At 62.6% G+C, this 24504-nt stretch carries 33 protein-coding genes; 5 read left to right on the plus strand and 28 right to left on the minus strand.

Annotated features, from left to right (window positions below; translation table 11 throughout):
* The first annotated feature begins 171 nt into the window (after positions 1–171).
* Genes IQ24_RS12985 through IQ24_RS12995 form a run of 3 tightly spaced genes read left to right on the plus strand, consistent with a single transcriptional unit; the run spans position 172 to position 1135 of the window.
* On the plus strand, positions 172–723 hold the full coding sequence (locus tag IQ24_RS12985) for a hypothetical protein (RefSeq protein WP_145396112.1): 552 nt from the start codon (positions 172–174) through the stop codon (positions 721–723).
* Complete coding sequence (locus IQ24_RS12990; protein WP_145398504.1) at positions 720–950, plus strand: hypothetical protein; 231 nt, start codon at positions 720–722, stop codon at positions 948–950. Before IQ24_RS12985 ends, IQ24_RS12990 begins: the two co-directional genes overlap by 4 nt.
* Complete coding sequence (locus IQ24_RS12995) at positions 947–1135, plus strand: hypothetical protein (protein ID WP_145398506.1); 189 nt, start codon at positions 947–949, stop codon at positions 1133–1135. Before IQ24_RS12990 ends, IQ24_RS12995 begins: the two co-directional genes overlap by 4 nt.
* Before the next feature lie 293 nt (positions 1136–1428).
* Here the strand turns inward: IQ24_RS12995 and IQ24_RS20110 are convergent, their stop codons facing one another.
* The 13 genes from IQ24_RS20110 to IQ24_RS13050 form a co-directional block, all read right to left on the minus strand.
* Entirely contained in the window at positions 1429–1587 is a 159-nt protein-coding gene (locus IQ24_RS20110; RefSeq protein ID WP_158637520.1) for a hypothetical protein, read from the minus strand.
* Between the two features lie 583 nt (positions 1588–2170).
* Positions 2171–2569, minus strand: coding sequence for a hypothetical protein (locus IQ24_RS13000; protein WP_145398508.1), 399 nt, complete (start codon positions 2567–2569; stop codon positions 2171–2173).
* Positions 2570–2572: 3 nt separating this feature from the next.
* Positions 2573–3169: a glycoside hydrolase family 108 protein gene (locus IQ24_RS13005; RefSeq protein WP_145398510.1), complete on the minus strand. Its 597-nt coding sequence runs from the start codon at positions 3167–3169 to the stop codon at positions 2573–2575.
* A 292-nt stretch (positions 3170–3461) separates the two neighbouring features.
* Positions 3462–3752, minus strand: coding sequence for a hypothetical protein (locus IQ24_RS13010; RefSeq protein ID WP_145398512.1), 291 nt, complete (start codon positions 3750–3752; stop codon positions 3462–3464).
* Positions 3742–4161, minus strand: coding sequence for a hypothetical protein (locus tag IQ24_RS13015; RefSeq protein WP_145398515.1), 420 nt, complete (start codon positions 4159–4161; stop codon positions 3742–3744). The genes IQ24_RS13010 and IQ24_RS13015 overlap by 11 nt, the downstream gene beginning before the upstream one ends.
* Positions 4158–4487 (minus strand): hypothetical protein, encoded by a 330-nt coding sequence (locus IQ24_RS13020; RefSeq protein WP_145398517.1) that lies wholly within the window; start codon positions 4485–4487, stop codon positions 4158–4160. Before IQ24_RS13020 ends, IQ24_RS13015 begins: the two co-directional genes overlap by 4 nt.
* Complete coding sequence (locus IQ24_RS13025) at positions 4484–5479, minus strand: hypothetical protein (protein WP_145398519.1); 996 nt, start codon at positions 5477–5479, stop codon at positions 4484–4486. Before IQ24_RS13025 ends, IQ24_RS13020 begins: the two co-directional genes overlap by 4 nt.
* 1 nt (position 5480) lies before the next feature.
* Positions 5481–5750: a hypothetical protein gene (locus tag IQ24_RS13030; RefSeq protein ID WP_145398521.1), complete on the minus strand. Its 270-nt coding sequence runs from the start codon at positions 5748–5750 to the stop codon at positions 5481–5483.
* Between the two features lie 66 nt (positions 5751–5816).
* On the minus strand, positions 5817–5975 hold the full coding sequence (locus IQ24_RS20115) for a hypothetical protein (RefSeq protein ID WP_158637521.1): 159 nt from the start codon (positions 5973–5975) through the stop codon (positions 5817–5819).
* A 49-nt stretch (positions 5976–6024) separates the two neighbouring features.
* The gene (locus IQ24_RS13035; RefSeq protein WP_145398523.1) at positions 6025–7002 is read right to left on the minus strand and encodes an SU10 major capsid protein; all 978 of its coding nucleotides are present in this window, start codon (positions 7000–7002) and stop codon (positions 6025–6027) included.
* Positions 7003–7015: 13 nt separating this feature from the next.
* A complete protein-coding gene (locus tag IQ24_RS13040) occupies positions 7016–7942 on the minus strand; it encodes a hypothetical protein (protein WP_158637522.1) in 927 nt (308 codons plus the stop codon).
* Complete coding sequence (locus IQ24_RS13045; protein ID WP_145398526.1) at positions 7929–8180, minus strand: hypothetical protein; 252 nt, start codon at positions 8178–8180, stop codon at positions 7929–7931. The genes IQ24_RS13040 and IQ24_RS13045 overlap by 14 nt, the downstream gene beginning before the upstream one ends.
* Entirely contained in the window at positions 8180–10240 is a 2061-nt protein-coding gene (locus tag IQ24_RS13050; RefSeq protein WP_145398528.1) for a portal protein, read from the minus strand. Before IQ24_RS13050 ends, IQ24_RS13045 begins: the two co-directional genes overlap by 1 nt.
* 79 nt (positions 10241–10319) lie before the next feature.
* Between IQ24_RS13050 and IQ24_RS13055 the strand changes: the two genes are divergently transcribed.
* Complete coding sequence (locus tag IQ24_RS13055; protein ID WP_145398530.1) at positions 10320–10631, plus strand: hypothetical protein; 312 nt, start codon at positions 10320–10322, stop codon at positions 10629–10631.
* A 21-nt stretch (positions 10632–10652) separates the two neighbouring features.
* Positions 10653–11015 carry a hypothetical protein gene (locus IQ24_RS13060; RefSeq protein WP_145398532.1) on the plus strand — a complete coding sequence of 121 codons (363 nt, stop codon included), beginning with the start codon at positions 10653–10655 and terminating at the stop codon, positions 11013–11015.
* A 142-nt stretch (positions 11016–11157) separates the two neighbouring features.
* Here the strand turns inward: IQ24_RS13060 and IQ24_RS13065 are convergent, their stop codons facing one another.
* The 15 genes from IQ24_RS13065 to IQ24_RS13135 all read right to left on the minus strand — a co-directional run bounded on the left by IQ24_RS13065 (position 11158) and on the right by IQ24_RS13135 (position 24465).
* Positions 11158–12831, minus strand: a complete 1674-nt coding sequence (locus IQ24_RS13065; RefSeq protein WP_145398534.1) for a hypothetical protein — start codon at positions 12829–12831, stop codon at positions 11158–11160.
* Entirely contained in the window at positions 12828–14429 is a 1602-nt protein-coding gene (locus IQ24_RS13070) for a hypothetical protein (protein ID WP_145398536.1), read from the minus strand. The genes IQ24_RS13065 and IQ24_RS13070 overlap by 4 nt, the downstream gene beginning before the upstream one ends.
* Positions 14429–15466, minus strand: coding sequence for a hypothetical protein (locus IQ24_RS13075; protein ID WP_145398538.1), 1038 nt, complete (start codon positions 15464–15466; stop codon positions 14429–14431). Before IQ24_RS13075 ends, IQ24_RS13070 begins: the two co-directional genes overlap by 1 nt.
* A complete protein-coding gene (locus IQ24_RS13080; protein WP_145398540.1) occupies positions 15466–15954 on the minus strand; it encodes a hypothetical protein in 489 nt (162 codons plus the stop codon). The genes IQ24_RS13075 and IQ24_RS13080 overlap by 1 nt, the downstream gene beginning before the upstream one ends.
* Positions 15926–16315: a hypothetical protein gene (locus IQ24_RS13085; RefSeq protein WP_145398542.1), complete on the minus strand. Its 390-nt coding sequence runs from the start codon at positions 16313–16315 to the stop codon at positions 15926–15928. The genes IQ24_RS13080 and IQ24_RS13085 overlap by 29 nt, the downstream gene beginning before the upstream one ends.
* Complete coding sequence (locus IQ24_RS13090; protein ID WP_145398544.1) at positions 16312–16542, minus strand: hypothetical protein; 231 nt, start codon at positions 16540–16542, stop codon at positions 16312–16314. The genes IQ24_RS13085 and IQ24_RS13090 overlap by 4 nt, the downstream gene beginning before the upstream one ends.
* Positions 16539–18005 carry a hypothetical protein gene (locus IQ24_RS13095; protein ID WP_145398546.1) on the minus strand — a complete coding sequence of 489 codons (1467 nt, stop codon included), beginning with the start codon at positions 18003–18005 and terminating at the stop codon, positions 16539–16541. Before IQ24_RS13095 ends, IQ24_RS13090 begins: the two co-directional genes overlap by 4 nt.
* Positions 18005–18652, minus strand: coding sequence for a hypothetical protein (locus IQ24_RS13100; RefSeq protein WP_145398548.1), 648 nt, complete (start codon positions 18650–18652; stop codon positions 18005–18007). Before IQ24_RS13100 ends, IQ24_RS13095 begins: the two co-directional genes overlap by 1 nt.
* 33 nt (positions 18653–18685) lie before the next feature.
* On the minus strand, positions 18686–20257 hold the full coding sequence (locus IQ24_RS13105) for a hypothetical protein (protein WP_145398549.1): 1572 nt from the start codon (positions 20255–20257) through the stop codon (positions 18686–18688).
* Positions 20254–20718, minus strand: coding sequence for a phage adaptor protein (locus IQ24_RS13110; RefSeq protein WP_145398551.1), 465 nt, complete (start codon positions 20716–20718; stop codon positions 20254–20256). Before IQ24_RS13110 ends, IQ24_RS13105 begins: the two co-directional genes overlap by 4 nt.
* A complete protein-coding gene (locus IQ24_RS13115; protein WP_199756571.1) occupies positions 20718–22181 on the minus strand; it encodes a terminase large subunit in 1464 nt (487 codons plus the stop codon). Before IQ24_RS13115 ends, IQ24_RS13110 begins: the two co-directional genes overlap by 1 nt.
* Complete coding sequence (locus IQ24_RS13120; RefSeq protein ID WP_199756572.1) at positions 22162–22650, minus strand: helix-turn-helix domain-containing protein; 489 nt, start codon at positions 22648–22650, stop codon at positions 22162–22164. Before IQ24_RS13120 ends, IQ24_RS13115 begins: the two co-directional genes overlap by 20 nt.
* 569 nt (positions 22651–23219) lie before the next feature.
* Positions 23220–23765 (minus strand): hypothetical protein, encoded by a 546-nt coding sequence (locus tag IQ24_RS13125; RefSeq protein WP_145398553.1) that lies wholly within the window; start codon positions 23763–23765, stop codon positions 23220–23222.
* Positions 23762–24115 carry a hypothetical protein gene (locus IQ24_RS13130; protein ID WP_145398555.1) on the minus strand — a complete coding sequence of 118 codons (354 nt, stop codon included), beginning with the start codon at positions 24113–24115 and terminating at the stop codon, positions 23762–23764. The genes IQ24_RS13125 and IQ24_RS13130 overlap by 4 nt, the downstream gene beginning before the upstream one ends.
* Positions 24112–24465, minus strand: a complete 354-nt coding sequence (locus IQ24_RS13135) for a hypothetical protein (protein WP_145398557.1) — start codon at positions 24463–24465, stop codon at positions 24112–24114. Before IQ24_RS13135 ends, IQ24_RS13130 begins: the two co-directional genes overlap by 4 nt.
* Positions 24466–24504 lie beyond the last annotated feature (39 nt).

Consider the following 24504-nt stretch of genomic DNA (forward strand, 5'->3'; position numbering starts at 1 on the left):
TCGCCCGCCTCGACCAGCGCAAGGAGGCGGGCGCATGACGGAGTTCGCATATGGCTTTATTTTAGCCTCAACAATCTTCCTTCCGGTGCGCCTAACTTTAGGCGTATTCACGATCGCCTCATGGGACCGAAATGGTTTCAGGTGGGTGATGAAATGGAAAAGGTTTGACGAATGACCACCGCCTCAACCGCCACCCCCAAGCATGTAAGCGGCACGATCAGGACGCTGGAGTGGGTGCGCGCCGACTTGAGTTGCTGGGGCGAGAACGCTTCGGCTGGCCTGATAAAGTACAATCTCACATGGACCTACCGAGACGACCCGGAAGTGTGGTTCCGCGTGATCAGGTACCCGGACTGCAAGGTGATCTATGAAGGCGGCAACGAAGATGCGGCGTATGCAGCCGCTCAGGCCGATTACGAGGACCGCATCCTCGCCGCGATCCAGGCCGACCCCGAGCCGCAGCCGGTGGCGTGCAAAACGTGCAGCGACTTTGGCCTCCATGAGCACGCCCTCCAACCCTGCCGTGACTGCACCCAGTCCAGCGCGGGCACGGTGAGCGTCGAGGCGGCGGCGCGGGTCAAAATCGCGCTGAACGAAATCCGAGAATTGAACATGACGGCCACCGATGGGGACCGCCACCGATGGGCGAACTCCGATCTGATTGACCAGACTGTAACGGAGGGGCTTGTCGCCCTGCGCGCACTGGCGGGGGAGCGGGGATGAGCGGGATTGCAGAGCCGTATCGAACCTTGTTCCGCAACGCCAAGATTCAGGCTGCGATCAGGGAGGCCTCGCAGCCGCACTATTCGCGGATCATGGGCCTGTACATAAATGACGAGCATACGCCCATGACCCGCGAAGATGTTGCCCGTGATTTTGGCGAAGATGCTGCAGACAAATGGGAAGGCATCAGAACCGCAATTTCCGATTTTCTGGACGCCACAAAATGACCGCGCCCGCCCGCTACGGCAACCGACGCGTCCCGAAGATGTACGCCGAGATCAACGCCCTTCGCCGCGCCATTGCGGCCGAGGGTTCACCGGCCATCCAAGAGGCATGGGCCAAGGTCGAGGAACATATCGACTTCGCCTATGGCCGGGTGGGCGCAGGGGACAATGAGGGGGAGCGGGGATGATATGGCCGCTTTGGACTGTGGGTGCGATCATCAGCCTTGCTGACGCAGCGAACTGCATCCGTCTCGGCCATCAGGATTGGGTCATACCAACGTTTGTGGCCGCATACTGCGCCGCAATGGTTCGCCCCTGACCCACGCGCCGGGCGGGATCACCGCTGCGGCGGTAAATAAAACGACAAAACGGCAGGGGTCACACCCTGCCGCTTCGCCTTCCGGCTACTAATAAATGGCGGTGCCAGCCTCCCCCGAGGGGCAAGACCTTGTCCGCGCAACTTCACCGAAAATTCAGGCGATCAGCGTCGCTGATCCTGCTTGCCCTGATCCTTGTGCTGGTCGCGTTGCTCAGACTGATCTTGTTTCTGATCAGACGAACGACCTTCCCGAGGTGCCTCGTCGCCGGGCTTCGGGGTTTTCGGATCATTGCTGTTGTTGGCTTGGTCGTTGGGGTTCACTTGGGACCCTCCATATGTCCACGGCGGGATACGCCTTGGATGATATCTATATGGGACTCTGTTGAAGGTTTACCTAACCGTAACCGACGACATTCGTGCAGACCGCTGTTGTTGCACGAAAGAATGTGAGCATTTTCGTTTCGGCAGTGTTCCAGAGCATAGGCAATCTTACCAGTATCCACAGCTGAAATTCGGCGGTATTGCGGTATTTAGATACGCGCAAAGTGACCAGTTTTCATGTTTCTTGGCGCGGGCAAACACCTCCCTCGGCTGTCTGCCCGCGCTACTATTACCTCCGCCTCTGTGGCTTGGTGAGAAACACATCGGTTGCAAGCTTCCTGATCATCTCCAGTCCTTCATCCAGCGTGTCGGCTAGGCCGCTCGATGCCGGATGCGTCTGGACTGCCCAGCCCCATTTATCTGGCCCATATGGCATCAGCACCACATGGACGCGACCCACAACCAGCCGGTCTCGCGTAATCGTGCGATCTGTGTCGTGGCTGTGGTCGGGCCATGTCGGATGATGGAGCCAGCTGGGCATAGTCGGAACATAATGAGAACTCGCGATTCGACAAGCGCCGAATCAGGCCCCTGCTCGCTTCAGCGCCTCGGCCAGCCGGTCACGCCCGGTCGCCTCATCCAGCGCCGTTTGCAGCTTGGAGCGCAACATGGCCTCCAACTGCTGCTGTGATGGGCCAAGCTTGCGGATCGCCCCCGGCACTGAGTTGCGCACATAGCCCAGCCCGCGCGTGATTGCTGCGTCAGGGATGGCGATGCCGGGATGGCGTTGTGCTGTGTCCAGCACCAGCCCGACAGCGGTATCCAGCGCCTTGTGCAGCGCGAGCCGGTGTTTTTCCTCGATCTCGACACGCCAGCGCTCCGGCATGAGGCGCATCAGCCATGCGATGACGGCCAGCGCGCCCCAGAGAAGCGCGTCAACGATGATGGGCTGCACGGCCCCTTGGATGAAGTCGAATGCCATGGGTTACCTCGTGAGGAAGAATGCGGCAGCGGCGGCGATGGCCAGGGCAATGCCGATGAAGCCCGGCGCGGCGGGCGATGTGGTGGGGGTGGTGACCGGCGCGGCAGGCTTGCTGGCGGCCATGGCGGTCGCAACCTCACGGATGCTCTCGACGCGGGCCGTCCAGCCCTTGCCGTAGCGCGGCCACGTCTTGAGCGTGCGCAGAAACGCCAGACGCAGATCGCACGCCCGGTCGATCACGGCGACAGGATGCGCGGCGCGGGCTGCTGCAATGGTCTTGGGGCCGATCTTTCCATCATCGGGCACCCCAAGCGCCTGTTGCAGCCATTTCGCGCCGCGCGACACGCCGCTGTTGACGGCAGGGTCGAAAGCCAAGAGGTCGAGGCCTGCAGGCAGGCTGTCACCTGACACCGCGTCCCAGAAGTCGCGCCGGTAGATCTGCGCGGCACGGGCGCGGGTCATTCCCTTGATATTTTCCTCAGGATACGACCGCTTACTGATCCCGAAATTGGTCTCGCCACCGGGGTCGGCTGGGTCGTCGGCGTAGCCCCCTTCATGCAGAAAGACCTGCGTCATGCAGGCATCGAAGTTGTCCTTCATGCTTCACCTATGGAAAAGCCCGCGACAAGGCGGGCGGATGAGGGTATATTGGAAGGATGTTCAGTTCAGTTTTCAGCAGCTTGGCCGCACAGGCTTTCGGGTGGCTTCCATCTCGGGCAATGCCGCCCGAATTGCCCCCAGAACAGCCCGGCACTGCATGGGTGCCTGCCGCAGCCGTAAATCCGTACATCAACGTGCATCGCCGCAGGTTCCGAACTGACAAAGGCCGGGTCGGCATTTACTACGGTCGCGATTTCGTACCCGAAGGCGACCGCATTACGCACTGGCGGGCCTAGCGCGGCGGCTGCGTCCGGTCGCTCCAGTGCTGCACCGGAATGCCGTAGGTCAGCCGGTTCTCTATCTTGTCGAGCTGGCGGCTGTCGGCCTGCTGCGCCTTCTGCAGGTCCTCGATCTGGTCGCTCAGGTCATCGACCTTGCCATTCAGCGCGTCCAGCACCCGGAACAGGTCACGCCCGGCATCAGGGGCCGCCTTGTTGCGCCAAAGCTGCCACGCGATCACGATCAGCAGGGCGACAGGCGGGCCGTAGGTTGCCACCAGCGCGTCGAAAAAATCAGCCGTCATATCCAATCGCCTCACCCAAAATCCACATATGGAGAGGCAGAAAAAACACCGATGCGTACATTCCAATGACCGCCGCGCCGCCATCGAAAACAGCCGACCACGACAGGACCAGATATTGCAGGCAACTCAGCCCCGCCCCTACTGAAACCATTTTGTTCTTCACCGGCTTCATCAGGCCTATTGCTGTCAGCGCGGACGTTGACATATTGGCGAAAGCCCAGAACTCGGCAGGGATGGAATAGGCCAGATCACCCCAGACCTCGGCGGTGAATGCTTGCCCTCCGCTCTGGGTGTCGATCCAGAACATCGCCCCGATGATGAACAGACCGATCTGTGCCACCATGAAGATTGGGCGATAGCGTGAAAGCCCGTTCTTCGCCAACCAGCCGATTGCCTGCCGCTCGTTCATGCCGGTTCCTTCCATCTGGTTCCCGCGCCAACTGCCGCGATACACAGCGCACAGACAGCCGCCGCCGTGGCCATCCAGTAATCGCCAGCAACCACCTGCCAGACGAAGGCCGCGCCGAGCATGACGCCGCACCAGTCCAGCACGCTGTCCCATGCCAGCAGCCGCACGCGGGTCGCTTGAACCGCCTCGAACGCGGTATAGATCAGCGCCACCCACCAGCCGACCAGCGGCCAGAGCATCGCCCCGATAGCGAAATGGGCCATCAGCACGGCGGCCCATACGTACGGGTCGCGGTGAGCCTCGGGGGTGAGAAGATATCGGATCATGCTGGCGTCCCGAATTTCTGGTTGAGCAGGGTTTTCAATGCAGCGATGGCTGCTGCCGTGTCCGCGCGCCCGGTCAGCACGCCCGCAACGTCGCCCATGGCCCCGAGCATCCGCGCGCCGGACGTGCCGGTCCCGACCGTCGAGATATAGAACTCAGGCACCGAGGCGTTGGCACCAGTCGTTGCCGTCCCGTTGATCCATGTCAGCCATTGCGTCGCGCTGAATTCGACCTCGATGAGCGCAAACCCGGTCGCGGCGGTCAGGATGCGCGGAGATCCAGAAAGCACCGTTGCTGTGCCGCTGACATAGCGGCCCTGCACGATCAGGCCGCTGGCATTGGTGTTGGTGTGAACGTCCCACGTGACCGCGCCATTCACATGGCCAAAGAACCGCGTTCCGTTGACGATCTGATCCAGCCCTACGACAAACATCAGCCGCACGCCGGACAGCGCCGCAGCGGTTGCCGTGGTGATCGTTCCTGACGTGCTGGTCAGGTTCAGCGCGTTGCCGGATATGGCAATCGGCTCGCCCGAGACCGTGGCGTTGAAGGCGGCCCCAAGCGCGCCCTTGTTGCGCAGCCCCGTGACCTGCCCGCCCGCGTTGGTCGTGACAGCATCGGTGGCGAAGTGAATCCCGATGGTGCCGCTGGCGTAATAGGGGGCAAGCGCATCATACGGCATCACCCGCGAGGCCGTCTGTGTCGCGGTCCCGCCCGCATTTGTGGCGGTCTCATCAACGGTCAGGGTCTTGCCGTTGTCGCCTGCCGCCAGCGTGCCTGTCAGGCCGACGATAACCCCTCCTAGCCGAACGACAGTAGAGACGCTATCCGCGCCGCTGTAGGTGCCGGGCGTGACGGTCCAGTCATTTCCGCTGACGGCGATGCTGGGGGCGGTCAGTGGAGAAGGCGCAGGAATGACCGGCGTGCCACCCGCCCCGCTATTCCCGAAAATGATTGGCGAGAGGCCCCGCCCGATAAACGGCGCGTTGAACATGTCAGAATTTCCCGGTTGCGAACTTCGCGAATTCGCCGTCCATCAGCTTGCGCTTGACGTATTCGGCAAACTCAGCCGTGCCGATTGAAGCGCCGCACTCACGCGCCCATTGCTCGGCAACGACAAACGGGATGTTCCCGACGTGCCGCATTTCCGATCCGGGCCGCAGGTTGTCGCGGATCATCGCCGCGTGCTTGATATCGGCACTCACGTCCTGCGCGCGCTGAATGGTGGTATTGTCGCCGTCGTGGTGGAAAGTCTCGCGGATCATGGCAGCCCTCGCAAAAAGAAAAAGGGGCGGCCTAAGCCACCCCTCGCGTTCAGTCTGTCGGGCCGATCAGCCCTTTTTCGTCACCGGCTTCGCAAAGCCCAGCTCGATCAGCCGGGCCGCGTCGGCCTCGCTGGCGTTGAGGATCTCGCCTGCCTCGGCGGGGGCGTCGTTCACCCACGGCTGGCGGTCGGTCACGATGACGATTTCAACGGTTTTCTCTGCCATGTCATGGCCTCCTGATTGGAGGGGCGGACCAAAGCCCGCCCCGGTTTGCTTACAGCGCGCCGTCGATATCGGCGATGATGCCATTGGCCTTCTCGCTCTCGACCATCAGGGTATATTCCCCCGAGATCAGGCGGCTGGAGGCGTGGCCGGTCTTGGCCAGTTCCTCGTTCTTGACGGTCTGCAGCCAGTCCACCGACAGATAGTCGGGGTCCAGGATGAACACGTCGCGCGCACGCTGGAAGCGGTTCGGCAGCACCTGCAGCGTGCCGAAGTCCGAAACATAGACCTCGATTGCGGTGTACAGCGTTTCCTCATCGGCCACGCCGTTCCGCACCATGCCGTTGCCGGTCAGGGTCGAGATCTTCTGCTTCACCAGACCGCCGCACATGATCGTGCGCGGCTCAGCGCCGTTCTGCCAGCACGACTGCAGCACGCCTTTCAGCATGGCCTCGGTCAGTGCCCGCAGCGTGCCATCGGTCGCAGCGGCGTTGGGATAACCCGCGCCGCCCGCGCCACCCGAGGTCGTCGGGTTCGCGCCGGTAGCCCCGCGAGAGACGTTCGTGGTCAGGAACGCGGGCAGGCCAGCCGATGCACGCGCGACACCCGCGCCTCCAGCGTTCGCCGCCACGTTGTCCAGGAGCATCGACTCGATATCGCGCTTCAGTTCCTTGGTCTTGAAGACGATCTGTTTCGCCATCTTGCCGGTGTCGCCAGCGGAGTTCGAGGCGTTGGACGTGCTGGAAACCGTCGCAACCTTGTCCGACAGCTGGCAATAGTTGCCCTTGCGGACCGACAGCGTGGGTGCGTCGGTCGCCGGGTTGGCCTCGCCTTCCAGCACGCGGTTGGCCTTGTCCACAGCGGCGAGGTCCACCTCGTGCCATTCGTGCAGAACGGCCTCCGATTTGCCCTTGCCGACGAGGTTCTGGAAAACCGTCTTGTCGGGCGTCAGGAGGGCATACATTTCCTTGAGGTCTTCGCGGATGACCTTGTTGTTGTAGGTCAGCGCGGTGTTGGCGGTAACTGCCATGATGTTTTCCTTTTCAGGTCAGGAGATGCGCAACGAAATCAGCATCGCTGCGCGTTTTTTTCATCCGGGCGCGGATCTTCTCGGCCTCGGCGTTCTTGCCAGTCTCGGCTTGCTTCGCGCCGGGCTTGACCACCGGGCGGGCGGCCTTGGCCTTGTCAGCGACAGCGGGCTTTGCGGCTTGCAGCGCGCGGTATTTCATCGCGTCGTGCAGAACGAGCAGCGCGCGGTGATCCATCACCCCGCCCACCTCATCAGCCGTGAAACCGTAGTGCTGACCGGCAGCGACCAGCTTGCCCCGGATCTCGCCTGCCTTCTCGGCGTCGGCCAGTTCAGGGATGCGTTGCGCGAGTTCGCGGGCCTGCTCGGCCATGTACACGCGCTGCTGGTATTCCTGCGCCTCGGCCTGCTGGCTCATGGCCTGCTGGATCTGGCGCTGCTGCTGCTGATACGCCCCCATCTTCTGCTCGAACTCGGCCCGCTGCTGCATGTAGCGCATGGGGTCGGTTTTCGCGGTCTCAGGGTTCGGGGGCGTCGGCGCGGCGACCATCTGGCCGCTGCTGAGTTGCTGGTAGAGCGCCGCGATTGCTGCGCGCCCTTCGAGGATTTCGGAATACGCCGCCTCGACCTCTTTCTTGGCCGCTGCAACGTCCTGCATCCCCTTCTGAATGTACGCCTGCCCAGAATAGGAACGGGTCAGTTCATCCAGGGTCACCTCGCGTTCTTCGCCGTCAACTTTGACTTTAAAGCGCGACGGCTCCTGCGGAACTTCGTCCTCTTCAGGTTCGTCGTCATCCTCGCCGGTGACTTCTTCGTCGCCGGTTTCCTCGGTATCTTCGACCTCGGGGGCTTCTTCTTCGACCTCGGTCTGATCTTCAGGTGCCTCGGTCACGTCCACGATCAGGCTGGCTGCGAGATCGTCCATGCTGTCAGTCGCTTCCACGGTGCTGACCTTTCTTTTGCTCAAAAGCCCAGTCGTCCTCATCGGACTTGAGCTGGTTGGTGATTGCCTCAAGCGCCCTGATCAGGACGTGGGCTTCTTCGCGCGCCTCCGGTGTGGATGACGCATCCAGGAACACGGCGATTTGCCGCTCCCGAATTCGCTGCATGACGTCCAAAAACGTCGGGTCTTCGCTCAAAGCCTTGGCCCGAGCGGCGATTGCCTTGATGGTGTCTGGCATCAGTAATTCCGGGGTTCTGCCTGCATCGCGCGGATGCTCTCGGCGTCGGCGGCGTTAGCCTTGTAGGCAAATTCGCCATAGATCTTGGCCGCGTCGATGATGGCTTTCTGCTCCATCTCATCGCGCCTCAGATCGTCGGCCATCTGCGCTTTCTGCAGGTCTGTTTGCGCCCGGATCACGTCGCCCTGCTGCTTGGCTTGGGCGCTGATCTGTGCTTTCTGCACCTCGGCCTGCGCAAGGATCGCGTTCGGGTCTTGCGGCGCGCCCTGCTGGGCTTCTGCGGCCTGCTGCTGCAACTGCTGCTCGACCTGCGGGTTCATCGGCTGGAAATACCGATCCGCGTTATGCACACCGCCCGCCGCCTGAATGTCGGCCAGCGTGTTGCGGATATTCGTCAGCGTCACCAGGGGGCTGCCCATGCCCATCATCTGCATCTGCTGCATGAGCGTGAATTGCAGGGTTGCCACGCGTTGCTCGGCCCGATCAGAGCCAAGGCCCACGTTGGCCTGCATGTCCATGCCAAGCCGCCATGAACGCGGATCGACCGACACGAATTGCCCGTCCAGCCGCATCATTTCACCCGGCCCGACGTGCTGGCTGACGATTTGCAGGATCAGCCGGAAAAGCTGCTTCATGCCGCCTTCGGCAAGATTGCGGGCCATGACCTCGACCTGGCCCTCTGCGCCGCTGACGGTGGCATTGACCGCCGCCGCTGTGGTGGATTGCAGGGCGTCCGCGTCGAGGCCCAGCGAGGCGCGGGAAACGCCCGTCTTGCCCTCAATCACGCCATCGAAATACTGCAGCGCCCCCATCGCCGCATCGCCCGTAAAGGGCACGACAACCGGCATGATCTTGTCCATCGGGGTGCCCTTCGTGCGGATCACCGCCCCGATTTCGTTGTTCAGCACGTCCTCGACGTTGACTGCGCCGCTGCTGGTGTCGATGGCAAGACGCGGCGCATTGGAGGCAGCCACGTTGTCCAGCAGGCCCCGCAGCATGGCGGTTCCGGCGTCCTGATCCTCGATCAGGATATCGACCAGCGACCGGCCAAAGAACGCGTGCGGCTCCGGGTCGATCTCAAACACGGCGAACGGCACCATGTCGGCCAGTTCGTAATGCAACAGCTTTTTCTTGCCGCCCGCGAGGATGAACGAATAGAGGCGCGGGATGCCGGCCCCCTCAATATCCACCCGCATATAGGCTTCGTACACCGTCACCGGCTTCATAGACGGGTCGGCAGAACCTTCCTCATCATCGGGCGTGAAGCCACGGCGATTGCTCTCGGCCTCATCGTCGTCATCGCCCTGCCCGAGGTCGAAAACCTCATCAAAGTCGAAGCCCATGGCGACCAGATCGCCCACGCGCTTCTCCGCCCGGTGCCCGCAGATATACGCGTCCTCAAGGCACGTCGCGTTGCTGTCGACAAAGAAATCCTCGGGCGCGATGGCCTTGATCGCCAGTTCGCCCTTGGTGTTGGTGCGGGCCACCTTGGCGTCGTGCAGGGTGATCGGCTGCGGACCCATGGGCAAGTCCACCATCTGCACGGATGGCGTATGCTCCAGCACCTCGACTTCATCGTCACCGGCGACCAGCGCGAAGGCCTCGTCCGTCAACTGGCTGTAGCTGTCGATCTCGACGGTTTCAGTCTCGTCCCACCAGCCCTTCAGAATGCCGGTTTTTTTGACCATCGCGTCGTGAAATGCCGAGTTCAGCAGCTTGTACCCGCCCGCCTTGGTGAAACAGTATTGCGCGTATTTCGTCTGCTGCTCGGCAACGGCCACATCTTCCGGCCCGGTCGGCACGTATTCCACCGGCTTGGCCGAGGTCATAAACACCCGCATCAGCGATGGCTTGACCTGCCGAACCGCGTCCCGGCACTTCGTCGCCACGACCTTCGACCGGCCCGGCTCATGGCCGATATCGACCTCACCGTTGAAATAGCGCTGCGCAAGCTGGCGGTCAGGCTCGATATCGGAGGTGATGAAGTCGACAGCGGCTTCAATCGCGTTCGCCACGATCTTCTGGATATCGTCGTCGGTCATTCGGGTGGGCTTTGCCATGGAATCCCCATGAAAAAAGCCGCCCCAAAGGACGGCTGGTGTGGTAACGGTGGCGTGAACGATTCTCTATGGAGGCGAAATGCGTCGGATCGCTCTATCTCTGATTGTTATTGGCCTGTCCGCCTGCTCAGAGGACGGGTCTTTAGGGCAAGAAGGCAGCCCGGTATGGCTCAGCACGGCCTCTCAGGAGGCAAAGACGGCCTACTTCACTAAGGTTTGCTCTGGTTATGGGTTCCAGCCCGGCACGCCGCATATGGCGCAGTGCATCCAGACCGAAACCGGCAACATTCGCGCGCGAGGCGCGGCAGCGGCGGCAAGCTATCAGGCTTCGCAGCCGACCTACACGACCTGCAATCGTTTCGGTCAAATGGTCAGCTGTTCCTCGTATTGAGCGGTTCGAGCGGAGGTTGTGATGCGGGATGGCGATGAGGCCGATGCGATTGACACAGATCTCGAGATTTCGGCGCGCGAACTCGAGATCGATGACGCCAAGAGGGACCAGAAATGGACCGTCTGGCTAGGCACTGCATCCATTCTGCTACTGTCCGTTTTCTACCAGTTGGCTCTAAGCCGCCCAGAGGCGGTCACCTGCGGCGCGGCGATTTTTCTTCTGGTTGGCATCAAAGACCACCTTTACCGGATGCGCATCAGCCAGGCGCGCGATCAGATTGTTGCCTTGAGGCTCTGGGACACTGCTGAGATGGCGCGCGGGAAGCATACAATGCGCATCGTGCGGGCGCTCGAACCCCCTTCCCAAACGCCACCGCAGCGCTAGATTGAGCGGATGAGCATTTTAACCGTCATCGTCGGCGTTCTGGTGGCGAATGCGCTCACCGCAGCCTTTGCCTATTACATGTGGCGCATCGGAAAAAACGAGAGCGATAGCCGGGCATACATCGGGATTCTTGTCCTGCTGGCTATCGTCCTGTTAACAGTGTTTGCAGAGCGTCAGCGCTTTGCGGAAGCATCCCAAGCAGCCCCGTACCAGTCAGCCGTTCCGGCCTCTGACCGGCGATAGCCAGAGCATCAAGGACGCCCTGCTGGCGCAGCGCACCGGAAGCGATAGCCGCCCGCGCCCGCTCTGCGGAACGCATGGTAACGGCCTCCGCAAGCTTGCGCTGCCCTGCGGCCAGTCCGGTCCCTGCCAGCGCGCCGAGAGGCCCACCCGCCGCGAAGCCGCCGCCGATTGATCCCATCTGTGCCAAGCCGCCACCGGCCAAATTGATGATCTGATCCAGCGCCGAACCGTGGGTGACCGACCGCAGTGCGGCCTTCTCTGCTGCCGTGAATTGTGACGCCAGTTTCTTGTTCTGCAAGATGTTCTTGAACTGGTTCCGCACACCGCTGGCCGCGCCGCTCAGATAGTTCTCTGACCGCTCCATCGCGTTATCGACCAGTTGCGACTTGGACATGCGCGACCAAACCTCGCGCGCCTTCGGGATGGCCGTTTTCAGCGCATCCAGATCACCACCAAGCACGTCATCCGGCCCAAGCCTCTGCACGAAATCGTCAAGCTGCTCGATCACAGCCACCCCCGCGCGCTGGTCGGTCTTGTTGGCGACGTTGCCCGCTGCCGCCCCTGCCTGCCTGCGCATCTGGTCGAGGCTGCGGAACGGCAGGGCTGCGGTTGGCTCTGCCGCCATGCGTTCCCCGGCCTGGTCCATGATTTGCATGACGCGCCCAGTGTTGGGCGTCAGGCTGCCCGGCCCCGGCAGTTCATCGAAGCCAGTATTCGCACGCAGGTAGTCCAGCAGGCCGCCCCGCATGTCGTCAAACGCCTCCGGCTTGATCTGCACCCCAGCGTCGTCAATTTGCTTGTAGAGCGCGTTGCCCATCGCCCGCAGTTCCGCGCTGGTCGGGGCGTTCTTGGCCGCTTCGTTCAGTGCCTTCTTCGCGGCCCGGCCTTGCGCGACGGATCGCACCGCGCCCGTGGCTGCCGGAAGCGCGGCACCCAATGCCAGCCCCAAAATTCCATCGCGGTACCCGCGTTCTACGCGATTGGCTAAGCCGCCCTCACCCTCACCAAACCCGTATGCGGCCCCCATCATCCCGCCAGCCGCCGCGCCCGACGCGATTTTGCCTTTCCACGATGCCGCCTGCCCTAGCAGGCCCGCCCCGAACGCTGCCGGGATCATGGCCCCGCCGAACTCCGCACCGATGCTGGCAACGGGATGATCCTGGCGGAACTGATCCTCTTGTCCGCGCACAGCGCGTAGCTGGTCGTCGTAATTCGTGCGGTTGCCATAGGTGCCGGAGTTGGCGTCATAGCCGGTCAGCGCGTTCAGGCGGGCGCTGATCTCATCACCGAAGCCGAAGAATAGACCGTCGCCAGCCGCTTGGGCCGCGTTGTTCAAACCCCCTTGCCCGGTCATCTGGCTTGCCGCCTCGTGGCGCGCGGCGCTTTCCGGCGACACCTCAAGCGTGCCCGCCTTGGCCGCCTGCCAGCGGGCACGCACGTCATCAGGAACGCCAGAGGGCTGCGCAGGCTGCGGCGCTCCGTAGACCTGCTGCATGGCCTTCGCCATCGTCGCGTCGTCGGTCCCTTCCGGGAACTCGTAGATCACGCCATCGGGGCCTTCGATCTCGATCATTCGAAACCACCTGTTTGTGGGTTGAAGCGGCGTCGAACGGGCGCTTCTTGACGCGGAGAAACTTCAGGAAGTTGCGCGCCCTGACCAGAACCAACACGCAGGCCGGAGATGGCCGCCGCGCGGTTTCGCCGCTTCTGGGCTGTCACCTCTGGCCCGTCACCGGGCTGCGGGAAATACTGCTTATCCGCGTTGTCGAACTCTTCTGGGCTGATGACCGCACCGGATTCACGGCGCAAGATCGCGTTGACAAAATCGCGCTTGGCTTGGTCGAACTTTTGATAGTCGTCCGACACCATGTAGTTCCCCAGCACAGGAACCCCAGACGCAAGACGGTCAGACAAACTCGTGCCCTGCGCCTCCATCTGGTCAAGGATGGCGTTGCTTTCTTGGGAGCGGATCAGGAACCCCGTGTTTCGTCCCTCACTCTCGGTCAATTTCACAGCCGGTGTACCGGTCCCAGTTGTGCCGCCCTGCGGGATCGGCGCAGCGTCCCAGACTTGGCTGGTGGGGTTCCATTGGACCATCACTTCTGAGCCATCGGGCAAGGTTACGTTCTTGGTCGTTGGCGCGCCCGGCTCATCCGGCGTGCGATAATCACCGATCACCTGTGGCCCACCCTCGCCCATCGACACAAGCTGGCCGTTGACCTCCTTGACGCCGCCCCACGGGTCAGCCTTGGCCGTCGCCTGCGCAAAGGCCTGATCCACCGGCAGCACGCCCGCGCGCACCGCCTCAACCAGATCCGAGCGGCCATTGGCGGCCAGCCAGTCAATCGTTGTGTTCTGCTCCTGCTGCTGCTGCTGGCGCTGCATGATCATGCTCATGGCGCTGCTGCCGTCCACAACGCCCTGATCCAGCGCGGCGGCCAGATCGTCGTGCCCGTTCTGGCGCAGCCATTCCGCCGTTTGGTTCCGGCGCTTGCCGTCCGCGCGCTGGTCCATGCGGCCCTGCACCGAAGCCGCAAGGCCTGCGTCAGCCTCATCGCCGCGCATCGTGTTGAAGCCCATCGCCAGCGCGTCCCACAGGCTGCCATCGCGCGCGCCGTCCGCCAGCTTCTGCGTGAACGTGCGGGTGTCTTCCTGCTGCTGCGGGGCAACCATGCCGAGAATGCCTTGCATCTGATTGCCTCCTACGGGCGTGGTCTGGCTCATGTCGGGCTGATAGTCGCCGCCGAGCAGCGCCATTGCCTTCTGCCGGTGGCCGCCCATCTGCTGTTCGACCTTGTCGCGGACAGTGCCAGGCGCGCCGCCGTTGTTCGCGTCCGACGCGTTGTAGCGCCCCACGCTGCCCGCATTGATCGCGCTGTACACGTCCAGCAGGCCCATGCCCGGCTTCACGCCTGCACCCTGTAGGTATTTCACGACAGCGCCCTGTGCGCCAAGCTGAGAGCCTACAGGGTCGCTCCAATCGACGCCGTATTGCCGCGCTTGCGGCTCCCCGAACTGGATCAGGCCGCGATGCTGGCCCCATTGCGTCGTCGGACCGCGTTTCGTCGGGTCGAACGTGCCGCCGGTCTCGTAGCTGATGGCCGTAGCGAGATCGAGCGGCGAAATCCCGAGGGCCGCAGCCGATTGCTTGATGCCGTCGACAATGCTCATCACGCACCCGTCAGCGTCGACAGAGCGCGGCGGAATACCGGCTTGGATGCCGGGTGGCGCTCGATCCACTCAGCCAGCTTCGGCCCGTGCTTGACATAGGCGCGGAACAGCCAGAGCGGCGCTTTGGTCAGCATCCACTGCCGAACCTTCAGCCAACGCCCATCATCCTCCCCAAAAGACGCGCGCGCCACCCAGCACAACAGGCCAGCCGACCCAAGCGCGCCAAGGCCCGAGGCGACACCCGAGAACATACCCAGCAGGCCGGGGCTGCTGCTCTGCGTCTGCGTGCCACCGCCGCCCGGAGCGCCTCCGACCGCCGACATGATCGCCCCCAGCCCGGCCATCGGCGCGCCCGTGAAGCCGCCATATTGCCCGCGCCCGGCGTTGATAAGCTGCTGCAACAGCCCTTGCTGCTGCGCGCCCGCCTGCGCCAGTCCGGCGTTGACCTGCTGCCCCATGCCGAAGCCGAGGTTCGACAGGCTGCCGAGCTGACCCGCCGCGCTCAGCTGCGTGTTCATCATGTTCCCGGCAGCGCCTTGGTTCGCCAAGCGCGTCTGAAGCTGGTTCCCGGCGTTGATCTGGTTCGCCTGCTGCATCTGGCCAGCGTTGAACTGGTTGGACTGCTGGCGGTTGCCGATATCGAACATCGCGCCCTGCTGGGCTTGGTTGAAATTCTGTTGGTTCAGGCCCGCTGCGGTGTTGGCCACCGTGTCGTAATAGTTCTGCGCGCCCTGCGCCTGCGCCACGCCATGACGCGACCCACCGAACGCGCCCGCCGCCGTGGCCTGCGCATCGAGGTTGTTGACCGACTGCTTGTATTGGTCCTGCAGCGTGCCCATCGTGCGGTTGATGACGCCCTGCGTGTAGGGGTTCATATACGGCTGCAGGTTCGTGCCGCCGAGGTTGCCGCCGCCTTGCGCATAGACGCTGTTCATCTGCGGGGCTGCAAAGCCGAGGTTGCCGCCCTGGGCGATCTGGCGCGAGACGTCGATTGCGCCATTCAGCGCGTTCGCGGAGGTCTGGAACACGTTGGGCATCAGTAATTCCTCCCGAAACCGCCGAACCCGTTAGGCCCGTTGACCAGCTGCCCGCCCGGCGTCCACGGGAATACCGGCTTGGTAGGCTGCGTCGGTTGCGGCTGCTCAGGCTTGGCAAAAGCCGTCGGGGCCGCCCCGGTCTGCGGGTTGATCGACACGCCCCGCAGCGCGTCATAGAGGCCCGGCTGGCGGCGCTTCAGTTCAGCCAGCGCAGCATCGTACAGGCCGCCCGACGAATAGCCGCTGATACCGCCCTGCGTGGTCGAGTTCGGCATGTTCACCGCACCACCGCCCATCCCGAAAGCCGCCGCAGCGTCATTTGCACCCTGAAAGGCCGCGTTCTGCTGGGGCGTGAAGGCTGCCACGTCGAGGCCGTAATATGGCGTGTACCCGAGGTCCGCGACGGTGCCAGCGCGCGCGATGGCGTCCTGGCTGGCCTCCTGCAAGTATTTCGGGATCTCATTTTTCGTCGTCTGCTTGCCGCCCATTTCCGAAGTCCTTTCGCATTACGACAGCGGCGGGCTTGTAGCCGATGCCCGATAGTGCCCGCGCCCATCCGTGACGCCCTGTCAGTTCCGTTCCGTCGCAGCCCTGCGCCTCGGCCCATGCTTCCATTGCTGGGGCCATGTCCTTGAGCCGTTCCATTGACCCGCCGGCCAGGAAGCAGTTCAGCATCGTGCGCTGCGGATAGACGGCGATTTCCGTGACTGCACAGGCGTCCTCAGCGGGCCAGAGCTGCATCTTGCCGGATGCGATGCCCTCAGCCACGTCGTCAAAGCTGTGGGTTCCGCTGCACTCGCGCAAAGCCGCCTCGATGAAGGGGCGGCAATGCTCAAGCAGATGGTTCATACCGCCACCGCCGACAGCGCCCCCGCATTGCTGACCGTCACCTGCCAGCGCGTTCCGTTCGGCACGGTCAGGATCAGCCGACCCTCGCCAATCTCAGTGTCCCGTCCCTTGCGGAACGTCTTGGCAAACTCAGCCTCAATCACCCGGTTGCGGGCAATCTCTGCCATCTGCGAATAGGCAGGAGGCGCATCCGGCAGCCTGACAGACCCAAGCAACGGGCGCTTCATCGCTGCCCCCTCGCCCGCGCCTCGATGCGGAACGGCCCCACTCGCCAGTCTGTATTCGTCGCGCCGTCAATCCGAAGCGTCATCTGCCGAGCAGTCAAGCGAAGCGAAACCGGGTTGCTGATCGAGTATGGCCCGACGCCATAGCCGAAATCGTTCGGGTACATCCGCCCGTTGACGCTCGCCGTCACGCTGTCGGGCGCGCCGCCATCTGGAACCAGCCGGATCACGCTCATCGCCTGATCGCCGTTGCCAAGCTGGAGCGGGCCGGTTTCAGCCCAAGGCGTGGCTTCACGGTGGTCAAAGCCCCATTCGTGGTCATAAGCGATACCCTGCGGTGAAACCCAGATCGGGTTGTCGAACACGTCGCCGGTGGTGCCTGCCGTCCGCGCCAACTCGCCCGTCGCCCACCATCCCGTCACGTAGTTAAACGAGACATAGGCCCCGCACTCCATGCCAGTCGGGTAGAACCACCAGACTTCGCCTTCGACCGGGATGTGAACCACGCTGATCTTCGACCGCTGCGCCGCGTTCAGACCCGAAAAGACACGATCCGCAACATCGCATTGCATCCGCTGGACTGACTGCCCGGCATAGGCAAAGAACCCATCCTCGCCCATCCAGAACACGCCCGCGTCGGTGCTGATCGCCCCATGCCGCGAGACGATACCGCAGCCGCTGCCGACCTGCTGGAAGCCGTAGACATAGGGCGGCCCCTGATAGGTCGCAGTCCACGCATCTTCGTCGGTCAGGATCAGCGTTTGGCCGCGCGTCTTGAGGCCGCACATGATCCGGCCCGCCGATTGCAGTTCCATATCCCCGGCTTCATTGGTCGCCGCCGCTGCCCAGACCGTATTGGCCTCGCGGTCGCTCCATTTCACCAGCCGGGGATTGCCCGAGGCCGCCAGCGCGAACAGGAAGCGCTCAGCCGTCACCATGATTGCGCGGTTGTTTACCGGCGCGTTGGCAACGACGGTCGCCGCCGTGTCGCCGGGCTTCCACTCGAAGATCCTGCCATCTGCCGTTGAACAGGCGATGAGGTTCTGGCCCCAGGTGTCAAATGTCCATGTGTCGGCGTCGAGAATAGTCGCTGAATAAGCCCGTGGCGTTCCGTATGTGCCAGCGCCATAGAACCCGCCGCCGTAACCCTGGTTGGCCGACGCATCCACCCTGCCGCCAGCCAATCCAGCAGGCGTTGCAACGGTCATCGTGCCGTTGGCAGCCACGACTGTCAGCGAATCCGCCGCTCCGACTGCAAACCGTTTGTCCGACGACAGGTCAGACCACGCCAGCACAGCGCGCGGAGTGGTCGTCAGGCTCAAGACGCGCCTCTGACGCCAGCCACCCACCGGCGACAGCGCCTTGTCGCGCCAGCGCACCAGATTGCCGTCATGCCAGCGACCGGCTGCCTGCGTCTCTGTCCCATTGGCGTAGAAGCCGGGGGGCAGATCGAAGGGAACGAGCATTACTTCCAGCGCCCCACGGCCATTGCGCGATAGGATGTGCCGTTTGGAATGGCCAGCACACCGACCACGGAAAGCATTGCGTCAACCAGAGATGCGCTGAACCCATCACCCCACGTATTGACCCGCAGGACGGACATACTGACGGTCGGCGTCGACACAAACGGAACCGGGAAAGTCCAGGCCTGCTGGTTCGAAGCGAACAGCGCGCCAGCGGCATATGAGCCGTTTGTCGTGCCAATCATGGTGCAGATCATGGTTCCATCGGGGAACCGCACATATTCGCCGTTCGCGTTGGCCCCGCGATCGGGCATGACCCGCGACCAATCCGACCAAGCCCCGCTGTAACGCCGGACCCAAAGCGCATCATTGATGCTGCCACCCATCCCGTAGGCCATCTGCACGCGCGTGCCATCGGCAAGCTGCCGGTGGTCCACGACACAGGGGGGCAAAGGGGCCTGCGAGCCGCTGTATCGGTATGAACCGGTCGCGGTGATGCCGTTGATGTCGCCCACCGTGGCGGCCAGCGCGAGCATCACGTTGCCGTCGATGAGATCCATGTTCGCGTTGAGCTTGGTGCCCCAGGTATTTTCGGACGAGCCGATTTCGGGCTTCACAAGCTCAAGGCGGGGGGTTGTCGTATCAGCCATATCAGTAGACCACCATCATTTGTCCGGTTGCATTTAAGCGAGACTGAACGTGTGCTTGATGTCGCTCGCGCCAGTGCCAATCTGGAAGGCGTTCGCGGCGGTGCTGAAACGTATCCAGCAACCTGTGGAAGCAACCCCCGAAAGGCTTACCTTTGTGTTGGCGGGTAGCGTCAGGGAGGCGTCGCTGAACGTGCCTTCAATCACCTGCCCGAACGCCCCCGAGCCGCGCACATAGATCTGCGAGTCAGGGCCGATATCCGGGCTGTTGATGACCACATAATCGGTACTTGCATTCCAGCTCATTTCCGTTGAGGCGTGGGTCATGCTCACGCCCTCAAGAACGCAGCGCATATTGGCCGCTGTCGCGCCGATCTTGATTTTGTCTCGGGCAGCAGCCGGTGTGTAGGCCGCGTTATCCCGGAATGTCACCCCGGACATAACAACGGAACCGTATCCCGCCGAGGCGTGCTGTCCGACTGTGACGAAGTGATCGGGTCGGCCAAGGGTGCCGAAAAAGTTCCAGCCTTGCAGGTCGAGCGTCCAGCGCTCTGCCGAAGTGCCATCCGTGTAGGCATAGACGACACCCGTCCCCGCGTTGCTGGCAATGGTGCGCCCGCAATCCTCAGACGAACCCCGCATGCGCAGCGTTCCTGCCGGGTTGATGAACCACACGCCGCCGCGTGACGTATTGTGGACGCCGCCGCCAGCAATATCCACATCGCCGCACCGTTCGACGTGCATATCGAGCGTGATGCCGCGAATGGTGTCAGCGATCATGCCATAGCGTTTGCACATGCCGAGGTCGCCGGAGAAATGGTTTTCGTTGCAGCCCGAAACACCCCAATCGCCGCCGAAGTGTCCCTCTTTACGCAGATAGACGCCGATGTTGCAGTATTCGGCGCGGATGTGGAATTTGCTGATAAGCGCCGCCTCACATTCCAAACCCACATTCAGGTTGCGGAACTGAACACTTATGTCTGATCGCGCGATGCCGGTCAGCCGAAGCCCGGTTCCGATGCCGGGCGTGGCGGCCTCCATGCGAAAGCCGTAGCACTCAACACCAGAGGCAAACGAACCGGTCGGGCCTTCAAGGTAAATCCCCGCGTTAGCGTGGCCCACGACTACGGTGGTGTTTCCACAGACCGACCCGACGATGGCAATCGCACGACCGAGTGCCCCGCCTGCGTTCAACTTGCGCCAAACCATAGCATTCAGCAGAACGCGACCTCGCGGCAGGACAATCGTTCCGCCCTCGGGGCCGGGGATGCGATTGAATGCCTGCTGAAAAGCGATGCTGCAATCAGTAGCCCCGGTGGCATCCACGCCCCATGCCGCGAGAAGGATCAGCCCGTCAGCGCTTGGCCGGACGCGCAACATGATACCGCCAGCCGTTGTCAGATCGGGGTCGCTCGACACAACCTCATAGCTAAATCCCTCGGCGCGGGTCAAAAGTGAAGTGCCGACCGGGAGATATCCCCGTGTGCTTTGCATCAAAAATGACAGGCTCGGAACGTCAATCGCATCAATCCGCGCAGTCGCCGCGCCCATGTCGCGCCCGAACGCCTGCGCCAGCCCGCGCACATCCTTGTCGAAAGCATAGGTCATTGCTTGGCCGCCTCATAGATCGCCGTGTAGTCAGTGCCCGTCGATTGGCCGTCCAATTCGCGGCGCTGCTGCGGGCTGCGCATCACGAGCGGGCCTTGGTTTTTCAGCCACTCGTTTTCCTCGCGCAGCTTGTCCATCGCGGCCACGTAAAGCGGCGACCAAACGGCCAGCCGCTCATCCTCGATAAGGAACGGGGCCGACGCCATCAGCGAGCCGTAGAGGTATGCATCAGGCGCGCGGGCCAGAAGCCAGTTCGTCGGGGCGGCCCCAGACAGCGGAACGAGGTCAGGCTCAGGATCAACCCCAATGCCACCATGAAGCTGCGGAGCCACGCCCCACCACGTCCTGATTTCGCGCTGCATCTGCGCCTCGGCCAGCGCGATGAACGTCGGGATCTGCGCGGAAAGATCGTTGCGGTTCAGGAAGTCAGCCACCGCCTGCTGAAGCTGTGCATAGTCCATCAGGCGATACCCTTCATTCCGCGCCTCAAGGGCTTGTCCCAATCGCTGCTGACCGGCTGATACCCACAGGCGAAGGTCATGAAGCCGTCGGCCCCGTGGCTTGCCGTGTTGTGCAGCGGGCGGTCCTTCCAGACCTCACGATGTTCGTCCCATTCCTTGCGGTAATGCCGCAGGTGCTTGATGCCGACTGCGCATTCCGCCGCGTCAAAGTCGCAGTTAGAAAACCGCGCCCGTGCCGCGTCGATGGCGTGCATCTTGGATTGCGCCCGCTGGACGATGCGGGGACTCAAGCCGTGCTTCTCTGCCTCAGCCAAGCGCCCATCCTCAAGGAACAGGTCCTCGCGGTCGCCGTCGTGCGGCCAGTAGTGATCGGCATACGACGCATTCCGCTGTCGCGCCCAATCGCTGACATACCGCGCGTAATGGCTGATATGCTCACCGCTGTTTTCGTAATAGCCGATGAACCGGTCGCGCGTGCCGATGCGCTGGTGAAACCAGATCGTCGTCATGTCGTTGCGACCCAAGTCCCAGAACGTGTTGACCGGGTATTTCGGGTCATACGGGAACCGCCCGATCAGCCCGTGCTTGTCAGAGTGCGCAAGCTGCGGCGCGAAGTACGCGCCCTCAATCGCTTGCTCGAATGCTTCATCGGCGGTCGACGGGTTTTCCCGCTTCATGTCGCCGCCGAGCGTCATTTCCTGCTGCAGCCACCAAGCGCGCTGCTCAGGCGTCAGCTTGATGCCGTGGTCAATCTCCAGCGCCTCGAAATAGGCCCTGTCCTCTGCCGTTTCCACGACCAGATCAGGCCGCCAGACATAGCCCGGCTCTTTCCACCACGGGAAGAAATGGAACTTGAACTGACCGGCCCCGCGCTGCGCTTCCTGGCAGAACTGGAAGAAATAGCCCTCCTGCCCCTCAGCCGTGCTTTCGATGGTCTTGGCATTCTGGCCGACAGCCGGAAACGCGCCGGTTACAATCTCGCGCGCCTTCTTGGGGTAGTTGGCGCAGATCTTGCCGAACTCGGACACATGCAGGCGCTGAAGCGTGCCAGACCGGGCCGATGTTGCAACCCGGATGCTTGACCCATGCTCAAACCGCAGCATGCCCGCCCGGTCGTTCTTGGCTGGCCGTGCGTCCCTGATAGCATCAGGCAGGTTGTCGTAAGGAAACTTGACCTTGGATTCGAATATCTCGTTCGCGTCGTTGACCGTGTGCGCGATGATGGCCGCGCGCCAGTCGTTCAGGAAGATCACCTCATCCAGCGCGACCAGGCACATCAGCGTCGTAAAGCCAAGCTGGCGGGCCTTCAGGATGATATCGCTTTTGGAATTGTCCCGCAGATAAGCCAACTGCGCTACGTTCGGCTTGAACGGAACGCGGTTCCCAGTCTTGTCCTGGATCGTGTAGAGGTTGTTCAGCCGCCAGATCGGGTCATGCAGCTGGTCACGAATCTGGATCGTCATTGATCGTCCGACCGCCCGCACTGATGCTGGCGAATAGCGCCGCTATCGTTCCGTCGCTGTTGCTGTGGTCGACCTCCTGGCGGTCGCGCCAGTCGGCCTTGCGGCGGTTCTTCAACCAGAATATCGCTGCCGTCGTGTCGGGCGCAATCTTGGCGCGGTACGGCGCATATACCGGCTCTTCCGCCCCAGCAGGCATGAAGATTTTCACCTCGTCCTGCTCATAGCCGATGGCCTTCTGGTACAGGCTGCGCTCGACGCGATCATCAGCTTGATCCTTGCCTGCCTTTAGGGACTGACAAAATGCGTCGTGATCCGCCTTCCAGCGGTAGATCGTCCTGACGTGCACGTCGAAGAAGTCAGCAATCTCTTGATCAGTCGCACCCAAGGCACAAAGCTTCTCAGCTTGCTTGGCATAGCTGTCCTTGTAGTCGGTCGGTCGTCCAGATTTCTTGGCGGCCATATTCGTCACGCTGCCTCTGTCTCTCGACGTCGAGGCCCTTTGCGGTGTTTGCTGCCCCTCTCTCGTGAACAGCGGCGAGAATGATTTGGCGCATTCGTTAGCGCGAGATCGGGGGAGGACCGAAAACGCTGCCGCTGCTCGCGGGAAAGGGAAAGCCCGCCAACCGAAGCTGACGGGCCGATAGAGGCCCGCCGGGTGCGCATCGTTGAGAGGCGTGGCGGGCTCGTGAATTATGCCGGGTGCTGCAGCTTCCGTTCCGCCCGAGCGCGAAACCTCATGACCGATCAGCAGCGTTCGTTCCCATGCGGGTTGACTGTCATGGGGCACCTGTTGAGCGTGGATCGCAGCTAACACCCTGCACGGTTACGCGGCTGTGTGCACCAGCGCCGCGATGTGCTTGACCGTCCGCGCTCAGGTGGATGTGCCGGACTGGATTTGCACCAGCCTGCCCGAAGGTCTGCAACTTGGCAGCACATCCGCCAAAGAGCGGAATCAGAACGGGCGAAAGATGAACGTATCCACCAGTCGCCCGCGAAACTATATTTACAGCACATTCTCGTGCTTGACAATCCCTCACATCACCTCCGCAAGAGAGAATCGGCCAGCGAGTCCAGAGCGTTGCGCAGATGCTCAAACCCCTCACGGACCCGCAGCGCGCCGTAGATGCTGGACGGGTGCCGCCCCTCCATGACGCAGGCCCGGACAATGGCGCGGTCGCTGTCCTGGACGTGCCGCATTATCGCCTGAAACCGGCTGATCCGGTCAATCTGGATCGTCACGGCATGGTCGGGCTTGGGGCTGGACTGCACGCGGTCATTGTCGGGCAGCGCGGGCTTGGAGCGCATGGTTGCCTCGAAGGCGTCACGCAACTTCACAGCGGCTGCATGCCCTTCCTGCGATATGCTGCCGCGCTTGAGCCAGAACTCCAGCAGATCCACGCGCCGAACGCCGGTCACGCCGTTGGGGTTCTGCACCTTGCCCGTGCGGGCGTCTACCTCGCCGCGGTCCTCGACCACCAGCCCGATACGGTTGGCCGCGCCCATTGCGCCATGGTCCCATGCGGGGAGGCTAACGGGGTTGTTGCGCTTGCGCCCGGATTTGCGCTTGGCTGCTTTGCTGGTCATGCTGCGCCCCTAACCTTTTCCAGTGCTCGAAGTGTTGACAGGTCGCGGACGTGGTTGCGCAACCGGCGTTTGGTCCACGGGGAAAGCGTCAAGCTCTCGCTGACTCCGCAGCTGTAGGGACGTCCATAGGCATACGGGTAGTTCTGGATCCACATGACCAACAGGCCCGACCTCACGGTGTAATTGTCGACCAGCTCGATCATTCCACCGTCGATCAGCGCATTCACCATGCGGTCATACTGCCGGTCGTATGAGAAAAAATACCCTACGGTAACAGCCACACCCGACCCCAGCAGGAACAGGAAAGGAAGGGATGCGATCACCAGCAGAAAAATAAGATCCGCGCTCATGCCGCCTCCTGCTGTGAGAGACAGGCGCGGAGGATGCAGATCAGCCACGCGCGGGCTGGGGTGTCAGACTCGACGTTAATCTCAGCGTGATTATCGTCATGCGGCCAAACGCTTGCCACGGGATGCCTGCGCCCTGTCGCCCACCCGACGGTGTAATCCCACCCCGGCAACAGCGCTTGATGCAGCGCCTTGGCCGCGTCTAGAGAGCCGTTGTAAGCGTCCAGCGGCTCGCGGCACATACCGTCCATATGCCAGATCTCGCAGGCGAGAAGGTCAATGTCCTCATCCCGCCCCGCCTCCACCGCCTCGATGAGCGCCCGCAGCGCTGCTGTCCTGTCCGTCATCGCCATTCCCTCGTCATGTTGTGGTTGTTCTGCTTGCGCTTGCGG

This window comes from Paracoccus sulfuroxidans (genome assembly GCF_007830335.1).
GTDB classification, from domain to species: Bacteria; Pseudomonadota; Alphaproteobacteria; order Rhodobacterales; family Rhodobacteraceae; genus Paracoccus; species Paracoccus sulfuroxidans.

Excerpts from the sequence above, each read along its gene's own strand:
- IQ24_RS13125 (WP_145398553.1), bottom strand. The coding sequence starts at position 23,765 with ATGACCAGCAAAGCAGCCAAGCGCAAATCCGGGCGCAAGCGCAACAAC.
- IQ24_RS13005 (WP_145398510.1), bottom strand. The coding sequence starts at position 3,169 with ATGAAGGACAACTTCGATGCCTGCATGACGCAGGTCTTTCTGCATGAA.
- IQ24_RS13135 (WP_145398557.1), bottom strand. The coding sequence starts at position 24,465 with ATGGCGATGACGGACAGGACAGCAGCGCTGCGGGCGCTCATCGAGGCG.
- IQ24_RS12990 (WP_145398504.1), top strand. The coding sequence starts at position 720 with ATGAGCGGGATTGCAGAGCCGTATCGAACCTTGTTCCGCAACGCCAAG.
- IQ24_RS13030 (WP_145398521.1), bottom strand. The coding sequence starts at position 5,750 with ATGATCCGCGAGACTTTCCACCACGACGGCGACAATACCACCATTCAG.
- IQ24_RS13115 (WP_199756571.1), bottom strand. The coding sequence starts at position 22,181 with ATGACGATCCAGATTCGTGACCAGCTGCATGACCCGATCTGGCGGCTG.
- IQ24_RS13010 (WP_145398512.1), bottom strand. The coding sequence starts at position 3,752 with ATGACGGCTGATTTTTTCGACGCGCTGGTGGCAACCTACGGCCCGCCT.
- IQ24_RS13060 (WP_145398532.1), top strand. The coding sequence starts at position 10,653 with ATGCGGGATGGCGATGAGGCCGATGCGATTGACACAGATCTCGAGATT.
- IQ24_RS13070 (WP_145398536.1), bottom strand. The coding sequence starts at position 14,429 with ATGAGCATTGTCGACGGCATCAAGCAATCGGCTGCGGCCCTCGGGATT.
- IQ24_RS13055 (WP_145398530.1), top strand. The coding sequence starts at position 10,320 with ATGCGTCGGATCGCTCTATCTCTGATTGTTATTGGCCTGTCCGCCTGC.
- IQ24_RS12985 (WP_145396112.1), top strand. The coding sequence starts at position 172 with ATGACCACCGCCTCAACCGCCACCCCCAAGCATGTAAGCGGCACGATC.
- IQ24_RS13020 (WP_145398517.1), bottom strand. The coding sequence starts at position 4,487 with ATGATCCGATATCTTCTCACCCCCGAGGCTCACCGCGACCCGTACGTA.
- IQ24_RS13080 (WP_145398540.1), bottom strand. The coding sequence starts at position 15,954 with ATGGGCGGCAAGCAGACGACGAAAAATGAGATCCCGAAATACTTGCAG.
- IQ24_RS13085 (WP_145398542.1), bottom strand. The coding sequence starts at position 16,315 with ATGAACCATCTGCTTGAGCATTGCCGCCCCTTCATCGAGGCGGCTTTG.
- IQ24_RS13035 (WP_145398523.1), bottom strand. The coding sequence starts at position 7,002 with ATGGCAGTTACCGCCAACACCGCGCTGACCTACAACAACAAGGTCATC.
- IQ24_RS20115 (WP_158637521.1), bottom strand. The coding sequence starts at position 5,975 with ATGGCAGAGAAAACCGTTGAAATCGTCATCGTGACCGACCGCCAGCCG.
- IQ24_RS13000 (WP_145398508.1), bottom strand. The coding sequence starts at position 2,569 with ATGGCATTCGACTTCATCCAAGGGGCCGTGCAGCCCATCATCGTTGAC.
- IQ24_RS13065 (WP_145398534.1), bottom strand. The coding sequence starts at position 12,831 with ATGATCGAGATCGAAGGCCCCGATGGCGTGATCTACGAGTTCCCGGAA.
- IQ24_RS13025 (WP_145398519.1), bottom strand. The coding sequence starts at position 5,479 with ATGTTCAACGCGCCGTTTATCGGGCGGGGCCTCTCGCCAATCATTTTC.
- IQ24_RS13050 (WP_145398528.1), bottom strand. The coding sequence starts at position 10,240 with ATGGCAAAGCCCACCCGAATGACCGACGACGATATCCAGAAGATCGTG.
- IQ24_RS13090 (WP_145398544.1), bottom strand. The coding sequence starts at position 16,542 with ATGAAGCGCCCGTTGCTTGGGTCTGTCAGGCTGCCGGATGCGCCTCCT.
- IQ24_RS13015 (WP_145398515.1), bottom strand. The coding sequence starts at position 4,161 with ATGAACGAGCGGCAGGCAATCGGCTGGTTGGCGAAGAACGGGCTTTCA.
- IQ24_RS12995 (WP_145398506.1), top strand. The coding sequence starts at position 947 with ATGACCGCGCCCGCCCGCTACGGCAACCGACGCGTCCCGAAGATGTAC.
- IQ24_RS13095 (WP_145398546.1), bottom strand. The coding sequence starts at position 18,005 with ATGCTCGTTCCCTTCGATCTGCCCCCCGGCTTCTACGCCAATGGGACA.
- IQ24_RS13045 (WP_145398526.1), bottom strand. The coding sequence starts at position 8,180 with ATGCCAGACACCATCAAGGCAATCGCCGCTCGGGCCAAGGCTTTGAGC.
- IQ24_RS13130 (WP_145398555.1), bottom strand. The coding sequence starts at position 24,115 with ATGAGCGCGGATCTTATTTTTCTGCTGGTGATCGCATCCCTTCCTTTC.
- IQ24_RS13105 (WP_145398549.1), bottom strand. The coding sequence starts at position 20,257 with ATGACCTATGCTTTCGACAAGGATGTGCGCGGGCTGGCGCAGGCGTTC.
- IQ24_RS13075 (WP_145398538.1), bottom strand. The coding sequence starts at position 15,466 with ATGCCCAACGTGTTCCAGACCTCCGCGAACGCGCTGAATGGCGCAATC.
- IQ24_RS13100 (WP_145398548.1), bottom strand. The coding sequence starts at position 18,652 with ATGGCTGATACGACAACCCCCCGCCTTGAGCTTGTGAAGCCCGAAATC.
- IQ24_RS13110 (WP_145398551.1), bottom strand. The coding sequence starts at position 20,718 with ATGGACTATGCACAGCTTCAGCAGGCGGTGGCTGACTTCCTGAACCGC.